The sequence below is a fragment of the Pseudooceanicola nitratireducens genome (genome assembly GCF_900109195.1).
In the GTDB taxonomy this organism is placed as follows: domain Bacteria; phylum Pseudomonadota; class Alphaproteobacteria; order Rhodobacterales; family Rhodobacteraceae; genus Pseudooceanicola; species Pseudooceanicola nitratireducens.
In genome coordinates this window covers 25,210-47,459 of the sequence record NZ_FNZG01000003.1, presented here as the reverse complement: position 1 = coordinate 47,459, position 22,250 = coordinate 25,210, and the positions used below count along the sequence as shown (strand labels likewise).

Here is a 22,250-nt window from a genome sequence, read left to right as displayed (position 1 = left end):
AAAACCGTTACCGCCGCCCCCTAGCCCTGCACAGGTCAGAGGTGGGGGCCTCGTGGCTGCCAATGTGCCGTGCGATCCCCGCCCGATTTGCGTCAACTGGGTGGGCAGAAACATGCGTCGCGCGATTTATACGAACGATTTCAACGATTTTCTTGGGAATGGGTTTTCCTATGATCCGATCTACGGTCAGCTGGACCTGGATCAATGGACGGTCACCGGCTTTAGCGCCGAAGACGACCTGTCGCGCGGCGAGACCGCGGGCGATGTCACCACCGGTGGCCTTTATGCGCTGACGCGTGGCGGCGAGGACGGCAATGCGCTGATGATCCAGCCGACGGGTTCGGACTTCACGCCGGGCTCGTTGGTGCTGGACCTGAATTCGGGCGACAAGGCGCTGACGGATGTGATCGCCAGCTTTGACCTGCTGGTGAACAACAACGCCACGCGCGGCAATTCCTTTGATTTTGCCTATTCGCTGGATGGCACCACCTGGATCCCGCTCAGCTCGTTCACCTCGACCGCCGCGGCCGACAGCAACGGCTTTGTCGCCCAGACCGTCGCGGTGATGCTGCCGGATCTGGCCGCCGGCACCGATTTCCAGCTGCGTTGGAGCGGCGCGGACGTCGACGGCTCAGGCTCGCGCGACGAATTCGGCATCGACAACCTTGAGGTCACCGGCGTCGAGGTGATCGACAGCGAACAGGGTGTCTTCACGCTGGAACTGCTGCATATCGCGGATCAAGAGGCATCCTCGGGCGCGGTGCTTGACGCGCCGAACCTCTCGGCCGTGCTGAACGCCCTGCGGGCGCAGGACCTGGGCGAAGACGGTCTGGCCGACAATACGCTGACGCTGTCCTCGGGCGATGCCTTCATTCCGGGGATCTTCTACGACGCCTCGGAGGCCGTCTTTGGCAGCGCCGGGATCGCCGACATCCAGATCCAGAATGAGCTGGGCATCCAGGCGATCGCGCTTGGCAACCATGAATTCGACTTCGGGACCGAGGTTCTGGCCGATCTGATCTCGGGCGCGGCCCCGGGTACGATCCTGGGCGAGGACTTCGCAGGTGCGCTGTTCCCCTATCTGTCGACGAACCTCGACTTCTCGACCGACGTGAAGCTGGCCCCGCTTGAGGTCGCAGGCGGCGGTGATCCGCTGGCCAATACCGTGACGTCGTCGGTCGTGCTGGAAACCAATGGCGAAAAGATCGCCGTGATCGGGGCCACCACCCCGACGCTGGATCGCATTTCCTCGCCCGGGGGTGTGGGCATCCTGCCCGGTGACTTCGACGACACGCCGACCGCAGATCAGCTGGATGCGCTGGCCGCGCAGATCCAGGCCGAGGTCGACAGCCTGCTGGCCGCCGATGCCAGCCTGAACAAGGTGGTGCTGATGGCGCATATGCAGCGCATCAACATCGAACAGGACCTCGCCGCCCGTCTGGAAAACGTCGACATCATCGTCGCCGGTGGTTCCAACACGCGGCTGTTCGACGACAACGACCGCCCGCGCGATGGTGACAGCGATCAGGGCCAATACCCGATCTTCATCGAAAACGCCGGTGGCACCACGACCGCCGTGGTGAACACCGACGGCAGCTATAAATACGTCGGCCGCCTGGTCATTGACTTCGACGCCGAGGGCAACATCATCCCCGGGTCCTACGACGAAACTGTGTCCGGGGCCTATGCGACCGACGCGCAGGGCGTGGCCGACCTTGGGGCTGAGGGCCTGGTCGACGCGGAAGTCCAGCAGATCGCCGACGCGATCGAGGCGCAGATCATCGCCACCGAATCCAACGTCTTCGGCATCTCGGATGTCTTCCTGAACGGCAACCGGTCTGGCGTGGACGGCGACCCGGACGGGGTGCGCACGCAGGAAACCAACCTGGGCAACCTGACGGCCGACGCCAACCTGGCCGCCGCCAAGGAAGTCGACGAGACGGTCGTCGTGTCGATCAAGAACGGCGGCGGCATCCGGTCGTCCATCGGCGAAACCGTGGTTCTGCCCGGTGACGTGGTGGCCACCCGCCTGCCGAACGGAGAGCTGGTCGACAGCCAGGGCAATGTCATCAAGCCCGAGGGCGGGATCAGCCAGACCGACATTCAGACCGCGCTGGCCTTCAACAACGAGTTGTCGCTGCTGACCCTGACCCGCGAACAGCTGGTCGAGGTGCTGGAACATGGTGTCGGCGCGCTGCCGTCGGTGTCGGGCCGCTTCATCCAGATCTCGGGCGTGGAATTCTCGTTCGATCCCGATCTGCCTGCCGGCAGCCGCGTCGTGAACGCCGAAATCGTCGACGAGGACGGCAACCAGATCGCCGAATTGGTGCGGGATGGCGTGATCTCGGGCGATGCGACAGAGACCTTCCGCATCGTGACGCTGAACTTCATGGCCGGGGGCGGTGACGGCTATCCCTTTGCCAGCTTTGAAAACACCGACCGCGTCGATCTGGTCGTCGACGGGGCCGAGCGCACGGGGGAAGCGAGCTTTGCCGCCGATTACACCGAACAGGACGCCCTGGCCGAATATCTGGCCGACATGGAAGGTGCCTATTCGGACGAGGATCAGGATCCTTCCGGCGACACGCGGATCCAGAACCTGAACTACCGCGCCGACACGGTCTTTGGCGATGCGCCCGTTGAAGACAGCATCGTGATCAACGAAGTGCTGGCCTCGACCACCGGGTCTGACAGCGAATATATCGAGCTGTTCGGCACGCCGGGTGCCTCGCTTGCCGGGCTCAGCTTTATCGCGGTGGAAAGCGAAGATGCCGCCACCCCCGGTGACATCGACTTCCGCTACGACTTTGCCGATACGGATGTCCTGGGCGACAACGGGTTCCTGCTGCTGGCCAATGCGTTGGCGCAAAGCACCTATGGGGTCGAGGCCAACATCACCTTCACGGGCTCGATGGAGAACGGGTCGACCACCTATGCGCTGGTGGAAACCGCCAGCCTGACGGGTGACGCCGTGACCGGCGGTGAGGTCGTGATCGACACGGTCGCCAGCGTGGATGCCAACCCCGCCACTGTCTTCTTCGACGCGCCGGTCGTTGGCCCCGATGGCAGCTATTTCCCCGCCGGCGTCGGCCGGGTCGAGGATGGTGTCGACACCGATACCGCCGAAGACTTCCAGATCCTGAACTTCAACAATTCCTCCACCGTGAACACCCCCACGGCGGGCACCGGGCTGGGTGGCAACACCGGCAACCCGGATGGCGACATCGATGATGAACCCACGCTGATCAGCACGGTTCAGGGCAGCGGCGCGGACAGCCTGATGGTTGGCCAGACCGTGGTGATCGAGGCCATCGTCTCGGGCGATTACCAGTCGGGCGATGCGGACAGCTTCCGCGAACTCGGCGGTTTCTTCCTGATGGAGGAGACGGCGGATCGCGACGCGGACGCCATGACCTCGGAAGGGATCTTCGTCTACGAAGGCGCCACCCTGCTGACGGATGTGGCCGCGGGCGACCGGGTGCGCGTGCTGGGCACCGTGGTGGAACGTTTCGGCAAGACCACGATCGAAGCCGCAGAGGTCCGTGTCGAAGAAGCCGGGGCCGTCGATCCCCTGACCCTTGCCGTCACCACGACCCTGCCGGACTTGGACGACCGCGAGGCTCTGGAAAGCATGCTGGTCACCATTGACGAGGCGCTGACCTTCTCGGAAAGCTTCGACTACGAGGACTACGGGCAGGCGCTGCTGTCGACCGATGGCCCGATCTACCAGTACAGCCAGACCAACACGCCGGACGTGGACGGCAATGCCGCCTACCAGCAGGAAGTTGCGGATCGCACCATCCTGATCGACGACGGGTCCAACGGCGCGCGCAGCGATTATGACCCGATCACCGAACCCGATGGCGACCTGATCGGTGCCAATACGGATGCGGCGATGATGGGCCAGTCGGTCACCGGTCTGACCGCGATCATGGACTATGACTTTGGCGAATACCGCCTGCGTCTGCCGGAAGGTGTGGATTTCGATCTGGATGATGCCTCCAACCCGGTGCAGGAGCAGCCCGCCGACGTGGGCAGCGACTTCAAGGTCGGATCGCTGAACGTTCTGAACTACTTCACCACGCTCTCGGGTCTGATGGACAACGGTCAGTCCCCGCGCGGTGCGGAAAACGAGGAAGAGCTGGCCCGCCAGACCGCCAAGCTGGTGAACACGATCATCGGCATGGACGCGGATGTCATCGGCCTGGTCGAGATCGAGAACGACTTTGCCGGAGATACCTTCGCGCTGAAGACCCTGGTGGCCGAGGTCAACGCGACCCTGGGTTACGACGCCTGGGACTTTGTCGATCCGGGCCGGGAATTCGTCGGGGATGACGCCATCGCGGTGGCCTTCATCTACGACACCCGGTCGGTCAGCCTGATGGGCGGGGCCGCGGTTCTGGACACGGCCGAATTCCTGGATCCCCTGGGGGCCGAGACCAATGGCGACGCCTACAACCGCGCCGCCCTGGCCCAGACCTTCCAGGACATCGACGGCGGCGGCGTCTTCACCGCGTCGGTCAACCACTTCAAGTCCAAAGGCTCCCTCACCGGGGCCGAGGGCGACGTGGACCTGGGCGACGGGGCAGGGGCGAACAACGCCACCCGCACCGAAGCCGCCCGCATCCTGGCCGAATGGCTGGACAGCGACCCGACCAATTCGGGTGACGAAGATGTGGTGATCCTGGGCGATCTGAACTCCTACGCGAAGGAGGATCCGATCACCACGCTCGAGGCGGCGGGCTATACCGACCTGGCGCGGGCCTACGAAGGGGACGATGTCTATTCCTACCGCTTCAGCGGTCAGATCGGCACGCTGGACTATGCCATGGCGAATGAGGCGCTGACCTCTCAGGTGACCGGGGCGACGACCTGGAACATCAACTCCGACGCGCCGGTCTACTTCGACTACAATCTGGACGACACCTATACCTCGCCCAACACGATGCGCCCGACCGATCAGGGCCTGTTCGACGCCGACAGCGCGCTGCGCGGCTCGGACCATGACCCGGTGATCATCGGCCTGGATCTGGAGGACGGCCGTCCGCTGATGCTGGTCGGATCCCATGGCAACGACCGTCTGAACGGCACCGAGGCGGATGAGATCATCATCGGCAACGGCGGCCGCCTGGACGTGGTTCGCGGCGGGGCCGGGGCGGATACTTTCGTCTTTGTCGATCAGGACAGCCTGCGCGAACAGCTGCGCATCCTGGACTTCGACGTGACCGAGGATCTGCTGGCCCTGAATGGGGCCGAGGTGCTCAGCACCCGGGTGCTGGGCTCCAACCTGCTGATCAACCTCGACGGTGGCAACGACAGCATCTTCCTGCACGGCGTGACCGACTTCAACGACGTCATGCTGACCCAAGACACCTTCGCCTTCGTGTGAATGACCTGACGACAAAGGATAAACCAATGAAACTTTTCAAATCCCTCGCCCTGGCGGCGCTGATCGCCGCACCCGTTGCCGCCCAGGCGACCACTGCGATCTATGAAAGCGGCGGCGACGCCTTCGTGGCCCAGTACGACGTCGACTGGTTCGACGGCGGCTTCTATGACGACAACCTGGACGATCTCGACATTTCGGTCACCGGAGAGCTGGAGGGCGCAAGCCTGACCGCATCGCTGATGGTGTCCGACAGCACCGGCACGCTGCTGTCGTCGGATACGGTCGTGGGCTCGGTCTGGGATATCGTCGATCCCGATCCGGAGGCGACGCTGGACCGCCTGACGCTGACCTTCGGCAACCTGACCGGGTCGGCCGCGGCGCTGTTCGGCACGACCGCACGTGTGGTGTTTTCCTTCTTCGAGGAAGATGGCGACAACGGCTATTTCCCCGAGGTGAACGCGCAGGTCTTTGCCGGCACGACCACCCCGGTGCCGCTGCCCGCGACGCTGCCGCTGCTGGCCTTTGCCGTGGCGGGTGGCCTGGCCATGGGGTCGCGCCGGAAGGGATGATCCCTTAGGGTTCTTGAACACAAACGGCGCGTCCCACAGGGGGCGCGCCGTTTTTGCTTTCTGGCCTGTGACACGAAAAACGGGGGCTCGAAAGCCCCCGTTTCGCATCACTGTCAGCGTCGGATCAGGACGCCTTGGCCAGGTCGCGCAGCACGTAGTGCAGCACGCCGCCATGTTCGATGTATTCCTTCTCGATCGCGGTATCGATCCGGCATTTCAACGTGATCTCCTTGGTAGAGCCATCGGCAAAGGTGATCTGGGCCGGAACCTCTTGCAGCGGTTTCACGCTATCCAGCCCGGTGATCGACACCGTTTCCGCACCGGTCAGGCCCAGGGTCTTGCGGGTATCGCCGCCGGTGAATTCAAACGGGATCACGCCCATGCCCACAAGGTTGGACCGGTGGATGCGTTCGAAATTCTCGGCAATCACCGCCTTCACGCCCAGAAGCGCAGTGCCCTTGGCCGCCCAGTCGCGCGACGATCCGGCGCCGTATTGTTCGCCCCCGAAGATCACCAGCGGCGTGCCCTGTTCCTGATAGGCCATGGCCGCGTCGTAGATCGAGGTCTGTTCCCCGTCCGGGCCAAGGGTGTAGCCGCCTTCGACATTGTCCAGCATCTCGTTGCGGATGCGGATGTTGGCGAAGGTGCCGCGCATCATCACCTCGTGGTTGCCGCGCCGCGACCCGTACGAGTTGAATTCCCGCACCGGCACCTGGCGGTCCAGCAGGTATTGCCCCGCAGGCGTGGTGTCCTTGAACGACCCCGCCGGAGAGATGTGGTCCGTGGTGATCATGTCGCCCAGAAGCGCCAGCACACGGGCGCCTTCGATATTGGTGATCGCGCCCTTCTCCTTGGACATGCCCTGGAAATAGGGCGGGTTCTGGATGTAGGTCGAGCTTGCGGGCCAGTCATAGGTTTCCTGCTTGGGAACCTCGACGCCGCGCCACTTTTCGTCCCCCTTGAAGACATCGGCGTATTTCGACTGGAAGGCCTCGCGCGTGACGGTCTTTTCGACCAGCTCGGCGATTTCCTCCTGGGTGGGCCAGATGTCCTTCAGGTAGACGTCCTTGCCGTCCTGGTCCTGGCCGATCGGGTCGCGGGTGATGTCGACGTTCATGTCGCCGACCAGCGCATAGGCCACCACCAGCGGCGGAGAGGCGAGGTAGTTCGCCCGAACGTCCGGCGAAATCCGGCCTTCGAAGTTGCGGTTGCCCGACAGGACCGAGGTGCCGATCAGGTCGTACTTGTTGATCGCCTTGGAGATCGGCGCATCCAGCGGACCAGAGTTGCCGATACAGGTGGTACAGCCATAGCCCACAAGGTTGAAGCCCACCTTGTCCAGGTCTTCCTGCAGGCCCGCGGCCTCAAGATAGGCCGACACGACCTGCGACCCGGGCGCAAGCGAGGTCTTGACCCAGGGCTTGCGGTTCAGGCCCAGGGCCGCGGCCTTGCGCGCCACCAGGCCGGCCCCGATCATCACGTAAGGATTCGAGGTGTTGGTGCAGGAGGTGATCGAGGCGATCACGATCGAGCCGTCGTGCAGCTGGTAATGGCCGCCGTCGGTTTCCACATAGCCGCGCTTGTGGCTGCCTTCGTCGCCGGGGATGTCACGCGGCTCGGGCTGGCCGCCTTCGCCTTCCCAACGGATTTCTTCCTTCGAGGACGCATCTTCACCGGCGCGCACGCCCTTCACATATTCGCCAAAGGCCTTCGCGGCCTTGTCCAGCGCAATATAGTCCTGCGGGCGTTTCGGGCCCGAGATCGCGGGCACGATGGTGCCCATGTCCAGCGTCAGCGTGTCGGTGTAGATCGGCGCATAGTCCGCGTCGCGCCAGAAGCCGTTTTCGCGGGCGTAGGCCTCGACCAGGGCGATGCGATCCTCGTCCCGGCCGGTGTTGCGCATGTAGCGCAGGGTTTCGTCGTCGATCGGGAAAAAGCCGCAGGTGGCGCCGTATTCGGGGGCCATGTTAGCGATGGTCGCGCGGTCGGCCAGCGGCAGGTTGTCCAGGCCCGCGCCGTAGAATTCGACGAATTTGCCCACGACGCCCTTTTCGCGCAGCATCTCGACCACCTTCAGCACCAGGTCGGTGCCGGTGGTGCCTTCGATCATGCGGCCGGTCAGTTCAAAGCCGATGACCTCGGGGATCAGCATGGAAATCGGCTGGCCCAGCATGGCGGCCTCGGCCTCGATCCCGCCGACGCCCCAGCCCAGAACGGCCGCGCCGTTGACCATGGTGGTGTGGCTATCGGTGCCGACCAGGGTGTCGGGATAGGCGACTTCTTCGCCGTTCTGGTCGGTGTCGGTCCAGACGGTCTGGGACAGGTATTCCAGGTTCACCTGGTGGCAGATGCCGGTGCCCGGCGGCACCACACGGAAGTTGTTGAACGCGGTCTGGCCCCACTTGAGGAAGGTGTAGCGTTCCATGTTGCGTTCATATTCCCGGTCCACGTTCATCTGGAAGGCGCGGGGATTGCCGAATTCGTCGATCATCACGCTGTGGTCGATCACCAGGTCGACCGGGTTCAGCGGGTTGATCTTCTGCGCGTCGCCGCCAAGCGCCTTGATGCCGTCGCGCATCGCCGCGAGGTCGACCACGGCCGGAACACCGGTGAAATCCTGCATAAGAACGCGGGCCGGGCGATAGGCGATTTCATCCGGGTTCTTGCCGCCGTTCTTGCCCCAGTCGGAAAAGGCCTTGATGTCATCGGTGGTGACGGTCTTGCCGTCCTCGAACCGCAACATGTTCTCTAGCACGACCTTCAGCGCGGCGGGCAGTTTGCTGAAATCGCCCAGGCCGGCCTCTTCGGCGGCGGGGATGGAATAATAGGCATAGCTCTGGGATCCGACCTTGAGGCTGCGGCGCGTCTTGGCGGTATCCTGTCCGACGGTGATGGGCATGGTGGCTCCCTTCCTGTGATGAGGGTTTAGCTGCAGGTTTTGTGCCCCAAGGCCGGAAACGGTTCAAGGGGCGCGTGTTTTGTTGTGTACCACGGTATACATTAGGGGTGACCCGCAGCCTTTCAAGACCAACGCACCAGCTGACAAATTGTTCTCGGAATATCTCGAAACATTGATTGGTTGTTTCATCCGGCTTTGACTAGGTAGATGTGGACGGGATGGACAGGTCCGGGCGGATAATGGGGACGCTTATGATCGGCAGAATTTGCTTTGCAGCGATGGTATTTATCGGGGTCGTGACGGCCCCGGTCCGGGCAGAGCAATCTGGCGAACCCCCCGTGGTGGTCGAGCTTTATACATCGCAGGGGTGTTCGTCCTGTCCGCCGGCGGATGCCTTCCTGGCGGTCCTTGCGGCGCGGGACGACGTGATCGCCCTGGGGTTCCATGTGGATTACTGGGATTACATCGGCTGGAAAGACGTCTTTGCATCGCCCACATATTCGGCACGTCAGAAAGCCTATGCCAAGGCGGCGGGCCGGCGGTCGATCTATACCCCCCAGATGATCATCGGAGGCGAGGTCGACGTGGTCGGCAATCACCCGATGGACGTGACCGACCAGATCGACCTGATGCGCGACCGCCCGGTGCGGGTGAAGCTGATGCTGCAACGCGGGTCCGGGGATGCGGTCATCATCGCGGCCGAGGCCGTGTCGAAGGCCGCCCAGGCCGAGATCGCCGCGCCCCTTCTGGTGCAGGTGATCCGCTACAAGCCCGAGGCGCACGTGGAAATCACCCGGGGTGAGAACGAAGGCCACCGGCTGGCCTATACCAACATCGTCACCAAGTGGGACGTGCTGGGCGAATGGCAGCCGACCGAACCCTTCAAGGCCCAGATCGCGGCCCCGGGGGATGAACCGGTGGTGGTGCTGATCCAGCAGAAGGGCCCGGGCCGGATCGAGGCCTCGGCGCAGCTGCGCTAGGGGTTACTGGATACAGGTTCGGGGGCTGTCAGGCCTCTGCGTCCACGTCCGGGGACAGATCCGCGGCCTCTTCCCGACCGGCGATTTCCTTCCAGCGGCGATGGATCCACAGCCACTGGCCGGGATTGTTACGCACCCGCGCCTCCAGGCTGTCATTCAGGTGCTGGCCCATCTGTTCGGGCGTGGAATGCGGCACCGGATCCTCGAACACCAGCCGGAAGGACAGCCCGTCTTTCTGGCGGATGCCATAGCAGGGAATGACCACCGCATTCAGCTTCAACGCCATTTCCGGCACGGAAAGCGCCGTATAGGCGGTGTGGCCAAAGAACCGAAGTGCCGCGCCATGGTGGAAATGCTGATCCGTCAGCATGGCCATGATATTGCCCGCACGGGTGAATTTCATCATCTCGGCCAGCCCGCGACGGCCGCGGGGAAAAACCGGCTCTGATGTCTGGGCGATGGCCTTCACGTAGTGGCGGTTGAAGTAGACGTTGTTCAGCGGCCGATACAGCCCGCCGACCTGGCCGTATTCCATCGCCACCCGGGCACGGATCGCGTCGTAATTGCCGAAGTGCCCGGAAATCAGGAAGATCGGTCGTCCCTCGGCCTTGGCGGCCTTCAGTGCCTCCCAGCCCGGACCCTCGGGGGTGATGGCGCGCAGGCGGTCCTTGAAGGCAGGGCCGGAGTAGATCTCGATCAGGGTGCGGCCGGCGTTGTCGGGCACGGCACGGGTCAGTCGCGCGACTTCCGACGGCGCAAGATCGGGCCAGACCTGGCCCAGGTTCGACCGGATGCGGCGCGGCCAGCCCGCCAGAGGGGCCACGACCCGCGACACCAGCCAGCCGGTCAGCGGCACGCGCCAGCCATAGGGCAGGGCAAGCGCCAGCCGCACGATGGCGGTCAGCGCCAGATGGGTCAGATATTGCCCGATCCGCTGGCGCAGCGGCAGTTCACTGGGGGTCATGAGCGCGGCCTATCGCGTGTCCTTGGTCTTCAGCTCGGCCACCTGCGGGGCGGCCTGTGTCTCTCGGTACCAGACATACAGGCCGGCCGCGACGATGACCACAGCGCCGACGATGGTCCAGACATCGGGGAATTCGTCAAAGAAGATGACACCCCAGAGCGTGGCAAAGATCAGGCCGGCATAGGCAAAGGGGGCCAGCATCGCGGCCTCACCCGCGGTGAAGGCGCGGATCAGCAACAGCTGACCGGCCGTGCCAATCCCGGCCAGGGCCAGCATCAGTGCGATGGTGCCTGTGTCGGGCGTTTGCCAGTTCATCGCGGCAATCGCCGTCATGACGATCGATCCGACCATCGCGGCATAAAGAAGCGAGGTCCAGGGATCTTCGCGATTGCCGACAAAGCGGGTGGCCAGCGCATAGGCCGAATAGCAGACCGCAGCGCACAACGGAAAGACCGCCGCCCAGCTGAACACGCCCGAGCCGGGACGGATCACGATCATCGCGCCGATCAATGCCGCAAGGATGCCCAGAATCCGGCGGGGTCCCAGTTTTTCCTTCAGGAAGATGGCCGCACCCAGGGTGATCAGCACCGGGTTCACATCCATGATCGCCGTCATTTCGGCCAGGCCGAGATAGCTGAGGCCAACAAAGAACGACGCCGTGGCCCCAAGCAGGAAGATCGAGCGCAGGAACTGGAAGCCGGGGAAATTCGTCCGGGCCACGCTGCGCAGGCGCGGCGCGACCAGGATCAGCACCAGAACCATCTGGCCCGAATACCGCGCCCAGAGCGCCATGATCGGCGAGGACCGGACCGAGATCGCCTTGGCCGTGGCATCCATCAGCGTGAAGAGGAAAATGGCGCTGATCATCAGCAGGATCGCGCGGTTTTGCGGTGTCAGGCGGGACCACATGGTCGGCGTCTCAGCTTTCAGTCGTCTTGGTCATGCACCTGCCATAGGCGGCGCAGGGTGCCATGTCCAGCCAGCGGGGGGGGCGGGGCGTTGTGGGGTCGGTGTTGCGCGTGGCGTGGTTTGCTTGGGGCTGGCTGGCTTGGTTGACGGTCGGGCGGCAGTGCGGGTGCCGACCTGACCGCAATCCGCCGCCAGCCACTCCCGCGGCCGACGGGCGCAATCATCGGCTCAATGCGGAATGCCCACGGCAAAGCCAAAGGTACCCGCCGGGATCTCGACCCGGAGGCAAGCGAACCTTAATCCTCGTCCTCCTCTCCGGCGATCAAAAGAAGCTCCCCACTGGTTTCAAGCTCGCGCACCATGGTGACGATTTCTGTCATCGCGGCCTCGGCGTCCTTGGGTTTGACCTTGCCGGCATCCTTGACCTCTTCCCTGATGGCGTCGGCCATGCGGCCGGACATGTTTTCCAGAATGTAATCGGCGGCGCGCGTGGCTTCGGGCGTGGTGCAGCCGCCGATGGCGGTGACAAGCACGGATTGATCGATGCCGCGCACGACCTTGGGGATGTCGCGGGGCGCGATGCGGTCGGGGATGTTCATGAAGGTGAAGATCGCCTTGCGCACCCGGTCGGCAAAATCCTTGTCCGTCTCCTCAAGGCCGGTCAGCACGTCATCGCGGGTCGCGGCGGTCGAGAAGTTGAGGATGGCGCCCACCCGTTCCTCGGGGTCGGTGTCAAAGGCCCCTTCGTTGACCGTATCCAGCTGGGCGGCCAGGGAAATCCCGATCCGTTCCAGCGCGTCGGGGGTGACGCTGGTGGTCTGGCTGACCGCATAGGTGATGCGCCGCGCCTTTTCGCCGGGCAGCAGGCCCAAAAGCTCGGCCGCGGTGGAAATATCCAGCTTGGACAGGATGATCGCCGCCACCTCAAGGCTTTCGCTTTCGATGATCGGCACCAGTTTCTTCGGGTCCAGCTTGCGGATGCGGTCCCAGGGGTCGCCGGTCTGGCGCACCCCGGCTTCTTTCCGCAGGCGGGCGGCGGTATGGGCGCTGATCCGGCCGTCCAGCACCGACAGCGCGCCGGCGACGCCGCGGGGGAAGGTCAGGCCCAATGCTTCAAGTTCCTGCGCGAATTCCTCGACCACGTCGTTCAGCTGATCGCGGGTGATAGGCCGCATGCCGCCCAGGATCCGTGTCAGGTCGATCTGCAGATCCTCGGGCAGGTCCTGCAGGGGCACATCCGCCCCATGGGACAGGGCAAGACGGATGATGATTGCGGCCTTCTGGCGGCGGGTCAGCGCGGACCCGACCGGAGCCGACCCGATCCGGGCCAGCGGAGTAAGCGTGTTCATGATCTACCCGATTGCAGACACCTGTTGGCGCAGGCTAACCGGAAAGAGGTGAACAAAGCCTGAAATGACCTGGGAAAACGCGGGGCACCCGGGCGCAAAAGCCCAAGAACAGCCTTAACTGGAGACGGGTTCGCAGGACTTGGACTGATCGTTCCAGGTGGTCCCCTGGGCACAGCTTTGCGCCTGATGGGCTTCGGAACAGGTGGATTGCGCGGTCACGAGGCCGGGCAGGGTCATCAGGATGACCAATAGCGTGATGCGGGTCATGGCAGGCTCCCTTTCGATAAGAGAGCCTACCATGGAAGGGTCATTTCCCCAAAATCATTCGCCGAAGACGCGGGCGAAGATCGTGTCGACATGCTTGGTGTGATAGCCAAGGTCGAACTTTTCGTTGATCTCGTCCTCGCTCAGCGCGGCGCGGACTTCGTCATCGGCCAGCAGTTCCTCGCGGAAGTCGGTGCGGTGATCCCAGACCTTCATGGCGTTGCGCTGCACCAGACGATAGGCGTCTTCACGCGACACGCCGGCCTGGGTCAGGGCCAGCAGCACCCGCTGAGACATGACCAGCCCGGGGAACTTGTTCATGTTGTCCAGCATGTTCTGCGGATAGACCAGCAGGTTCTCGATCACGCCGGTCAGACGCGACAGGGCGAAGTCCAGGGTGATGGTGGTGTCGGGGCCGATGTTGCGTTCCACGGAGGAATGCGAGATGTCACGCTCATGCCAGAGCGCCACGTTCTCCATCGCGGGGATGACGGCCATGCGGACCAGACGTGCGAGGCCGGTCAGGTTCTCGGTCAGGACCGGATTCTTCTTGTGCGGCATGGCCGAGGAGCCCTTTTGCCCCATGGAGAAGAATTCGGCCGCTTCCAGAACCTCGGTGCGCTGCATGTGGCGAATCTCGATCGCGACGTTCTCGATCGAGGACGCGATGACGCCAAGCGTGGCGAAGAAGGCGGCGTGACGGTCGCGCGGGATCACCTGGGTCGAGATCGGCTCGGGGACGAGGCCCAGCTTGTCGCAGACATGTTCCTCGACCGCCGGGTCGATATTGGCAAAGGTGCCGACAGCGCCGGAAATCGCGCCGGTGGCAATCTCGGCCCGGGCGTCGCGCATACGGGACAGGTTGCGGTCCATTTCCGCGTAGAAGCGCGCGAAGGTCAGGCCCATGGTGGTGGGTTCGGCGTGGATGCCGTGGCTGCGGCCGATGCGGATCGTGTCCTTATGCTCGTAGGCGCGTTTCTTCAGCGCGGCCAGCAGGGCTTCGAGGTCGGCGATCAGGATGTCGGCGGCGCGCACCAGCTGCACGTTGAAACAGGTGTCCAGCACGTCGGACGAGGTCATGCCCTGGTGTACGAACCGCGCCTCTTCGGAACCGACATGTTCGGCCAGGTGCGTCAGGAAGGCGATGACGTCATGTTTGGTCACGCGCTCGATCTCGTCGATGCGGGCCACGTCGAATTCGACGTCCTTGGCTTTCCAGACGGCGTCGGCGTTTTCGCGTGGGATCACGCCAAGGTCGGCCATGGCGTCACAGGCGTGGGCCTCGATCTCGTACCAGATGCGGAACTTGGTTTCCGGCGACCAGATGGCAACCATGTCGGGGCGGGAATAGCGAGGGATCATCCAAGTCTCCTGATCTGCCTTGAAGGGATGGGTTGCGCGCCTCTTACCGCCGGGGCATCAGGGGGACAAGTCTACAAGCAGGGGGACCGGGGCGGCCCGGTGTCGCGGAGCCATGGATCTGAGCGATTTTGAAGGCGACTGGATGCTCGACCGGCGGGTGGTGAATGCCGTCGGCCCGGATGCGGTGTTCACCGGCACAGCGCGCTTTGCCCGCAATGGCGCGGAACTGGTGCTGACCGAAGCCGGAGAGATGGTGATCGAGGGCCAGGCCCCCATGCAGGGGCAGCGCGTCTATCACTGGCGGCAGGGCGGCGCGGGGATCGAGGTGTTTTTCGATGACGGCCGGTTCTTTCACCTGATCGCGCCCGGCGCGCAGGTCGAGGCGCATCACGATTGCCCGCCCGACATCTATGACGTGCGCTATGATTTCAGCGGCTGGGATTTGAACGACGGGCCCAGGTGGCGCGCGGTCTGGCAGGTCAAGGGCCCGCGCAAGGACTATCGCATGGAAAGTCATTACACCCGCCAACCTTAAGCCAGCTTAGGGTTTTCAAGGGGATTTGCGGGTTTGCAAACAGGTCTGCTTAGCAAAATCGGACTTTGCAACTTCCCGGTGATCTGTCCGTTCTAGGCGCTTGCTCTTTGCCCATGCCTGGGGCATCACAGGGAAAATGATACGTAATCGTTACGTGGGGAATGGAGGAAAGACATGTCCCAGACTTCGACAGCACGGGTTCTGACCGACGCGTTCGGCCCGACGGAAGGTGCCGCGCTGCGCCTGAAGCAGGCCGCACTGGTCATCGCCGGTATCGCGCTGCTGGCCATCTGCGCCAAGATCAAGGTTCCGGTCCCGGGTTCGCCCGTCGCCGTGAGCATGGGGACCTTCGCCGTTCTCGGTATCGGTGCCGCCTATGGCGCGCGCCTCGGCCTGGTCACCATCATGGGCTACATGCTGATCGGCATGCTGGGCTTTGACATCTTCCAGTCCTCGAGTGCCGAAAAGAACGGTCTTGAGTACATGATGGGCGGCACCGGCGGCTATCTGGTCGGCTATGTCATGGCCACCGTCCTGCTGGGCTGGCTGGCACAGCGTGGCTGGGACCGCTCGGTCGTCAAGATGGCGCTGGCGATGCTGGCGGGCAACGTGCTGCTGTACGTTCCGGGCCTGCTGTGGCTGGGCACGCTTTACGGCTGGGACAAGCCGATCCTGGCATGGGGCCTGACGCCCTTTATCCTGGGCGACGCGCTGAAGCTGGCGCTGGCCGCGCTGGTCCTGCCGGCAGCCTGGAAACTTGTTGGGCGCGCCCGCGGCTGATCAGGGATCTTCCTGAATTCGAAAGGGCGCTCTTCGGAGCGCCCTTTTTCTTTTGTCTCAGGTGTTTGTGGTCAGATGTTCAGACAGGGCTGCAACCTGTTCCGGGGACATCTGCAGCCCCAACTTGGTGCGGCGATAGAGGATGTCTTCGGCCGTATGCGCCCATTCCTGCGTCTTCAGATAGCGCACTTCGGCCTCGCTTAGGCCGGCACCGAAATCCCGGCCCAGATCCGCGGCAGATCGGGCATCGCCCAGGACCATGGGAACGCGGGTGCCATAGCAGGACAGCATGCGATTCAGCACCTTTTCCGGGACAAAGGGATAGCGGTCCACGTAGCCCTCTAGCAGCTGCGCGCGATCGGCGCGGGCAAAATCCCCGCCGGGCATGGCGGCATCGCGGGTCCAGGCGGGCCCCTTGGTGCCCTGATGCGACTCGACGGCGCTCAGGGCGGATTCCGACAGACGCCGGTAGGTCGTCAGCTTGCCGCCAAAGATGTTCAACAGCGCGCCGTCCACGTCGCGGCGGATGACGTAATCGCGGGTCGCCGCAGCGGCGGCGCTGGCGTTGTCGTCATACAGCGGACGGACACCGGAATAGGTCCAGCACACGTCCCCGGGCGTCACGGGGGTGGCGAAATACTGGCTGGCCATGTCGCAGAGATAGGCGATTTCACCGTCGCTGATGCGGGGCGGTTCGGCGGGATCGGGGTGATCTTCGTCCGTGGTGCCGATCAGCGTGAAGTCTTCCAGGTAGGGAATGGCGAATATGATCCGCCCGTCGCTGTTCTGGAAAAAATAGGCGCGGTCATGGTCGAACTTGCGCGGCACGACGATATGGCTGCCCCGGACCAGGCGGATGTTGTGCGCATCGTTCTGGCCAAAGACGTCGCGCAGCACCTGGTCGACCCAGGGACCGGCGGCATTGACGATCTGGGTCGCGGTGACCTCTTCCCGGCCTTCGGGGGTGGTCAGGGTCACCTGCCAGCCGGTGTCGGTGCGGGTCGCGCTCTCGACCCGGGTGCGGGCGAAGATGCGCGCGCCGCGGTCCTGGGCGTCGATCAGGTTGGCGATCACCAGGCGGGCGTCGTCGACCCAGCCGTCGGAATATTCAAAGGCGGTCTTCAGATGCGATTTCAGCGGGGCACCGGCGGGATCGCGGCTCAGGTCCAGCCGCCGGGTGCCGGGAAGGGTGCGCGTGCGGTCCAGCGTGTCGTACAGGAACAGCCCCATACGGACGAGCCAGGCGGGGCGGCGGCCCTTCATCCAGGGCATGACAAAGGACAGGGCGCGGGACACGGGGGTAGAGCTGTCGAACCGCATCTCGGGGTCGTAAGGCAGCACGAAGCGCATCGGCCATGAGATATGCGGCATGTTGCGCAGAAGCACCTCGCGCTCTTGCAGCGCCTCTCGGACCAGCCGCAGTTCCAGGTATTCCAGGTAGCGCAGCCCGCCATGGAACAGCTTGGTCGAGGCCGAGGAGGTGGCAGACGCGAAATCCCCCATCTCGCACAGACAGGTCGCATAGCCGCGCCCTGCGGCGTCCCGGGCGATGCCGGCCCCGTTCACGCCGCCCCCGATAATCAGAAGGTCATAATGGGCGGGCGTCTTGGCGTCGGTCATGTCGGGATCAGTCGCGCGGCTGCGCGGTCAGGGGGCGGATCTTGAGGCGGGTGATGCGGTTGTCCTTGCGGGCCAGGACCTCGAACCGGTAGCCGTGGAAAACAAAGACCTGGCCCGAGTTCGGGATCATCTGCGCCTCGTGAATGACGAGGCCGGCGACGGTATTGGCCTCATCGTCGGGCAGCGCCCAGTCCATCGCGCGGTTCAGGTCGCGGATCGTCATGGCCCCGTCGATCACGTATTGGCCGTCCTCGGTCGGGCGCACCACATGTTCGGCGTCGGGGTCGAATTCGTCGGTGATCTCGCCCACGATCTCTTCCAGGATGTCTTCCAGCGTCAGCAGGCCGCGCAGGGCGCCGTATTCGTCCACCACCAGGGCAAAGTGGGTGCGCTGGTTCAGGAACTGGCGCATCTGTTCGTCCAGCGTCGTGGTCTCCGGCACGAAGTAGGGCTTCATCATCACGTCCGACAGCTTGAAGTCGGTAAAAGCATCGGTCAGCGACCGGTCGGTCTGGACCGACAGCGTGTGCATGGCGCGCAGCAGGTCCTTGGCGTGCAGGATGCCGATGATGTTCTCGGGGTCGTCCTTGTAGACCGGCAGGCGGGTGTGGTTCGATTGCAGACATTGCGCCAGAAGCTCTTGCGGCGGGGTGGCGGCATCGATCATCTCGATCCGGCTGCGGTGCAGCATGATTTCCTCGACAAAGCGGTCGGACAGGTCCAGCGCGCCCAGGATGCGGTCGCGGTCCTCTTTTTCCACCACGCCTTCGGAATGGCCCAGCTGCAGGGCACCGGCGATTTCTTCGCGCACGGCCAGGATGCGGCTGTCGGGATCGACCTGGACCCCAAGGACCCGCAGAACGCCGCGCACCAGGATGCGGATCGCCCCGACCAGCGGGGAAAACACCGTGACGATCACCTGGATCGGCCCGGCGACCCCTGCGGCGGCCTTTTCGGCGTTGGTGATGGCATAGGTCTTGGGCAGCACCTCGGCGAAGATCAGCACCAGGGCGGTCATGACCAGGGTGGCCAGCGCCACGCCGCTGTCGCCGAACAGGCGGGTGAACATCGCCGTCGCCAGCGAGGTCGAGAGGATGTTCACCAGGTTGTTGCCCAGCAGGACCGAGCCGATCAGCTTTTCATTGTCTTCGGTGATCTTCAGGGCGCGTTCGGCCCCGCGCGATCCCTTGTCGGCCTGGGTGCGCAGCTTGCCGCGCGACGCGGCGGTCAGCGCGGTTTCCGAGCCCGAGAAAAAGCCGGACAGCACCAGCAGCAGCAGGATCGCGCCGCCGGTCAACCAAAAGGCCGTGTCCAATTCGCCTGCCATGTTCCGTGCTCCGTCTCGGGGTGGTTCACAGGGTTATGGGGTGCAGGGCATAGGGGTTCAAGGGTGATCTGGGATCACGGAGGCGTCCGGCGCAGTGACGGGCCCGGTGACTGGCGGTGCATGGCAGCGGCGCGCGCCAAAAGCTGGACCGTTCGGTCCGGCAGCGGGTGATCGCGCCGGGCATAGACCGACAGCTGACCATCGCCCTGCCAGTGCCATCCCGCCTTGTCGGCAAACCCCACAAGATCGCCCAGAAGCTGGCCGTTCAGCGGCGTGCAAAGGGTGCTTTGCAGGCTGCGGTCATGGCCAAGGCGCAGGGGAAGCGGCGGAAGATCGGGAAAGACATCGCGCGCCGGATCCAGAAGTGCCGACAGGAAGGGGGCGCCATCCATCCGGCCCAGCCAGCGATACAGCCCGGCCTGGGTGTCGATGCGCAGGATGGCGTCCTGTCCCGGCCCCGTCAGGCGGCAGACAAGATACAGCGTCATCGGCAGATCCTGCGCAGGCAGGGTGCGGGGCAGGGAAGTCAGCAATAGAAGGATCAGCAACCGCATCTGGGGCACCTTCGGTCGGGTGCTGCCATTGGGCCGAAACAGGGTTAAGATGCCGTGAAGATCCGGTTAACCCGGTCGGTTTCAGCTGCGGTTCACGCGCGGTTCAGGGGGTGGTGGGTTTCCACCAGCTCTTTCAGGCGATGTTCCAGCACATGGGTATAGATCTCGGTCGTGGCGAGGTCGGCGTGGCCCAGAAGCGTCTGGATCGCCCGCAGGTCGGCGCCGTTTTCCAGAAGATGCGTCGCGAAGGCGTGGCGCAGCGTGTGCGGAGTGACCTTCGACGGCGACACCCCGGCGGCCATGGCGATTTCCTTGATCAGAATGTAGAACCGGTGGCGGGTCAGATACCCCTCGGCCGAGCGGGAGGGGAACAGGAACCGCGACGGCTGTTCGCCGCGTGGCAGCGCATCGTCCTGCGCCTGCCGGTCCGCCAGCCAGTCCAACAGCGCGGCGCGGGCGGGAGGGGACAGCGGCACCATGCGTTCCTTGCCGCCCTTGCCGCGGATCAGCAGCATGCGCGGATCGCCCTTGGCGGCGGCAATCGGCAGGGACACGAGTTCGGTCACCCGCATGCCGGTGGCGTACAACAGCTCCATCAGGCAGGTGTTGCGCAGCCGGTCCGAGGGGCTGCGCCCCTGGGTGCGTGCGGCGTCCAGAAGGGCGGAAACCTCTTGCGTGGTCAATGTCTTGGGCAGCTTCTTGGAGCGCCCGGGGCCGCGAATTTCGATCGCGGGATTGTCGGTGCGCCAGCCTTCCTCGAAGGCAAAGCGATAGATCTGGCGGATCGCGGACAGACGCCTGGCGCGGGTCGCCTTGCTGAGCCCCTGGGCGTCGCAATCGGTCAGATAGGCCTCGACGTCCGCACGGGTGGCGGTGTCGATCCGGCGGGCCTTGCGGTCCATCCAGGCGGCGTAATCCTTCAGGTCGCGGCCATAGGCAAGCAGGGTGTTGCGGGACGATCCCGCCTCGGCCGCCTGGGCGTCGAGGAAGGTGGAAATCCAGCGCTGCGTGACGGCCAGATCGCTGGTCATAGCCCACGCTCCAGCAGCATCAGTTGCAAGGCGGCGCGGCGCGAGGTGTCCTCCAGCCCCATGCGGCGCAGGGCGGCCAAGGCGGGGGCGATGTCCTTGGTCGCGCCCTCGGCCCCCTGGGCCAGCAGCGCCATGGATTGCAACATCGCCTCGCCCAGCTTGCCCTGTTGCAGGTCCAGCCGGATCAGGGTCGGAAGCTCGGTCTCGGGGGCGAAGCCGCGCTGGATCGCCTGGGCGGTGACATCGGGCGCGGTTGCGGTGCCCGGTTCGCCCACGGCCAGCGCCGCCAGGAACTTGCGCCGCGCATCGGGGCGCGGCAGGCGGGCGGCAAGGGTTTCGTATTCGGGCGAGAGCATGGCCATGTCGAAAAGGATATTCGCGATCTGGTCGGCGTCGATGTCGTCACCCCTGGCCGCGCCCAGATCCATGTCGACCAGCGTTACCGCCCAGAGCCGGGCAAAGGGTACGTCCAGCGCGGCGGCCTGAAGCGCGGACCAGGCAGCGGGCAGGGCGCGGGCGGCACGGTCCCGGTTGCTGGCGCTGATCGCGGCGTCCAGCTGCTGGATCGCCTCGACCCGGTCCCAGGGTTCCCCCGAGGCGGCGGGTTCGCGTGCAGTATAGATGCCCAGCAGCCGGTTTTCGGTCAGCGCGCCGCTTTGGGTCAGGCGCTCGGCGGCCTCGATCTCGGCCCGCCAGCCAGAGGTGCCGCGCAGATCGGTCATCGCGTATGCGCGCGGCAGGCCGCCCGTGGGCAGCGGGGTGCCGATCGCCTCGGCCAGACGGAAAGCCAGGGGCGAGGGGCGCGCAGGCGGCGGCAGGGGCGGCGTTTCCTCGGCCAGTTCGGGATCGAGGTAGAGGCGCAGCAGCGTTTCCTCGGACTGGGTCAGCATCCCAAGGGCGGCGGCATTGCCAAAGGTCAGCACGGCGAGGTCGTATTGACCCAGCATGGCCCGGCAGAAGGTCAGCGCCGCGTCCGAGGGCGACAGCGCCGGGCGGTCGCGCAGGGCGGAACAGGCGCGATGATCGTCGCCCGCCAGAAGCGACAGGTCGAACCAGCGCGCAAAGATTGCCGGATGGCTGGTCGGATCGGCCCGTTCGGCCAGCGCCAGCGCGGGATCGACGGCGCCCATGGCGGTCAGCTTGTCGATGCGGGCCAGCAGGAAATCATGCCCGGCCGTTCGATTGGCCGTCTGGTTGGATCCGGGCGCTTCGGGCGGCAGCGTCTCGGCCAGCAGAAGCGAATACAGCAGCGATTGCAGGGCCGGGGTGTCGGTCAGATCCAACGCGTCGATCCGGCGGGTCAGCGTGGCAGGAAGCGACCCCTGCCAGAGGTCTGCGGGCAGCCCGGTCACACGGCGCGGCAAAAGGCCCACGGCCCCGGCCTGCTGCGCGTTCAGCGCATGGGTCGTCACCTCGGGCTTGATGATGCGTTCGGCCACCGGCGGTTCGGCCAGGTCACCAAGCGGCGGGCGTGGGGGCTGAAGGGGAATATTCAGCTCGGGTGCCGGACGCGGCAGGGCCGCGAAATCGCTGCCCTGGTCCAGCCAGTCGATGGCGGAAATCGGACGGTTCGCTTGCGATTGGACCTGATACTGGGCCTGCGATTGCGCCTGGACGCCGCCCGGCTGTGCAGCCAGCAGAACCACGGCAAGCGCGGCCCGCAACGGGGCTGTCGGCAAGAATGCGCCGGCCCGGGGCAAAGACCCCGCCGACCGCGC

At 64.8% G+C, this 22,250-nt stretch carries 16 protein-coding genes; 5 read left to right on the top strand and 11 right to left on the bottom strand.

Going from position 1 to position 22,250, the window contains the following annotated elements; genetic code table 11:
• Positions 1-112 precede the first annotated feature (112 nt).
• The gene (locus BMX99_RS19805) at positions 113-5,389 is read left to right on the top strand and encodes an ExeM/NucH family extracellular endonuclease (protein ID WP_212632869.1); all 5,277 of its coding nucleotides are present in this window, start codon (positions 113-115) and stop codon (positions 5,387-5,389) included.
• 26 nt (positions 5,390-5,415) lie between these two features.
• A complete protein-coding gene (locus BMX99_RS10860; protein WP_093451459.1) occupies positions 5,416-5,958 on the top strand; it encodes a hypothetical protein in 543 nt (180 codons plus the stop codon).
• Between the two features lie 124 nt (positions 5,959-6,082).
• On the opposite strand, the gene acnA is transcribed toward BMX99_RS10860, so the two are convergent.
• Positions 6,083-8,857 (bottom strand): aconitate hydratase AcnA, encoded by a 2,775-nt coding sequence (acnA, locus tag BMX99_RS10855; RefSeq protein ID WP_093451456.1) that lies wholly within the window; start codon positions 8,855-8,857, stop codon positions 6,083-6,085.
• Positions 8,858-9,135: 278 nt separating this feature from the next.
• On the opposite strand from acnA, the gene BMX99_RS10850 reads away from it, so the two are divergent.
• On the top strand, positions 9,136-9,837 hold the full coding sequence (locus BMX99_RS10850) for a DUF1223 domain-containing protein (protein ID WP_244525554.1): 702 nt from the start codon (positions 9,136-9,138) through the stop codon (positions 9,835-9,837).
• Between the two features lie 28 nt (positions 9,838-9,865).
• On the opposite strand, the gene BMX99_RS10845 is transcribed toward BMX99_RS10850, so the two are convergent.
• From BMX99_RS10845 to purB, 5 genes are all read right to left on the bottom strand, one after another.
• On the bottom strand, positions 9,866-10,801 hold the full coding sequence (locus BMX99_RS10845; RefSeq protein WP_093451449.1) for a lysophospholipid acyltransferase family protein: 936 nt from the start codon (positions 10,799-10,801) through the stop codon (positions 9,866-9,868).
• 9 nt (positions 10,802-10,810) lie between these two features.
• Complete coding sequence (locus tag BMX99_RS10840) at positions 10,811-11,710, bottom strand: DMT family transporter (protein WP_093451446.1); 900 nt, start codon at positions 11,708-11,710, stop codon at positions 10,811-10,813.
• Positions 11,711-12,006: 296 nt separating this feature from the next.
• A complete protein-coding gene (locus tag BMX99_RS10835) occupies positions 12,007-13,059 on the bottom strand; it encodes a flagellar motor switch protein FliG (RefSeq protein WP_093451443.1) in 1,053 nt (350 codons plus the stop codon).
• Between the two features lie 114 nt (positions 13,060-13,173).
• Positions 13,174-13,326 (bottom strand): hypothetical protein, encoded by a 153-nt coding sequence (locus BMX99_RS19690; protein ID WP_170848754.1) that lies wholly within the window; start codon positions 13,324-13,326, stop codon positions 13,174-13,176.
• A 54-nt stretch (positions 13,327-13,380) separates the two neighbouring features.
• A complete protein-coding gene (gene purB / locus BMX99_RS10830; RefSeq protein ID WP_093451441.1) occupies positions 13,381-14,685 on the bottom strand; it encodes an adenylosuccinate lyase in 1,305 nt (434 codons plus the stop codon).
• Between the two features lie 112 nt (positions 14,686-14,797).
• Here purB and BMX99_RS10825 point away from each other — a divergent pair, with 112 nt between their 5' ends.
• Both BMX99_RS10825 and BMX99_RS10820 read left to right on the top strand, forming a co-directional pair.
• Positions 14,798-15,220 carry a DUF6314 family protein gene (locus BMX99_RS10825; RefSeq protein ID WP_093451438.1) on the top strand — a complete coding sequence of 141 codons (423 nt, stop codon included), beginning with the start codon at positions 14,798-14,800 and terminating at the stop codon, positions 15,218-15,220.
• Positions 15,221-15,394: 174 nt separating this feature from the next.
• Positions 15,395-16,000: a biotin transporter BioY gene (locus tag BMX99_RS10820; protein WP_093451436.1), complete on the top strand. Its 606-nt coding sequence runs from the start codon at positions 15,395-15,397 to the stop codon at positions 15,998-16,000.
• Positions 16,001-16,057: 57 nt separating this feature from the next.
• Here the strand turns inward: BMX99_RS10820 and glpD are convergent, their stop codons facing one another.
• The 5 genes from glpD to BMX99_RS10795 form a co-directional block, all read right to left on the bottom strand.
• Positions 16,058-17,620: a glycerol-3-phosphate dehydrogenase gene (gene glpD / locus BMX99_RS10815; RefSeq protein WP_093451433.1), complete on the bottom strand. Its 1,563-nt coding sequence runs from the start codon at positions 17,618-17,620 to the stop codon at positions 16,058-16,060.
• A gap of 7 nt (positions 17,621-17,627) precedes the next feature.
• Complete coding sequence (locus tag BMX99_RS10810; RefSeq protein ID WP_093451430.1) at positions 17,628-18,947, bottom strand: HlyC/CorC family transporter; 1,320 nt, start codon at positions 18,945-18,947, stop codon at positions 17,628-17,630.
• Positions 18,948-19,021: 74 nt separating this feature from the next.
• Positions 19,022-19,501: a hypothetical protein gene (locus BMX99_RS10805; RefSeq protein ID WP_093451427.1), complete on the bottom strand. Its 480-nt coding sequence runs from the start codon at positions 19,499-19,501 to the stop codon at positions 19,022-19,024.
• 92 nt (positions 19,502-19,593) lie between these two features.
• The gene (locus tag BMX99_RS10800; protein WP_093451424.1) at positions 19,594-20,532 is read right to left on the bottom strand and encodes a site-specific tyrosine recombinase XerD; all 939 of its coding nucleotides are present in this window, start codon (positions 20,530-20,532) and stop codon (positions 19,594-19,596) included.
• A complete protein-coding gene (locus BMX99_RS10795) occupies positions 20,529-22,211 on the bottom strand; it encodes a hypothetical protein (protein WP_139216906.1) in 1,683 nt (560 codons plus the stop codon). Before BMX99_RS10795 ends, BMX99_RS10800 begins: the two co-directional genes overlap by 4 nt.
• Between the last annotated feature and the right edge of the window lie 39 nt (positions 22,212-22,250).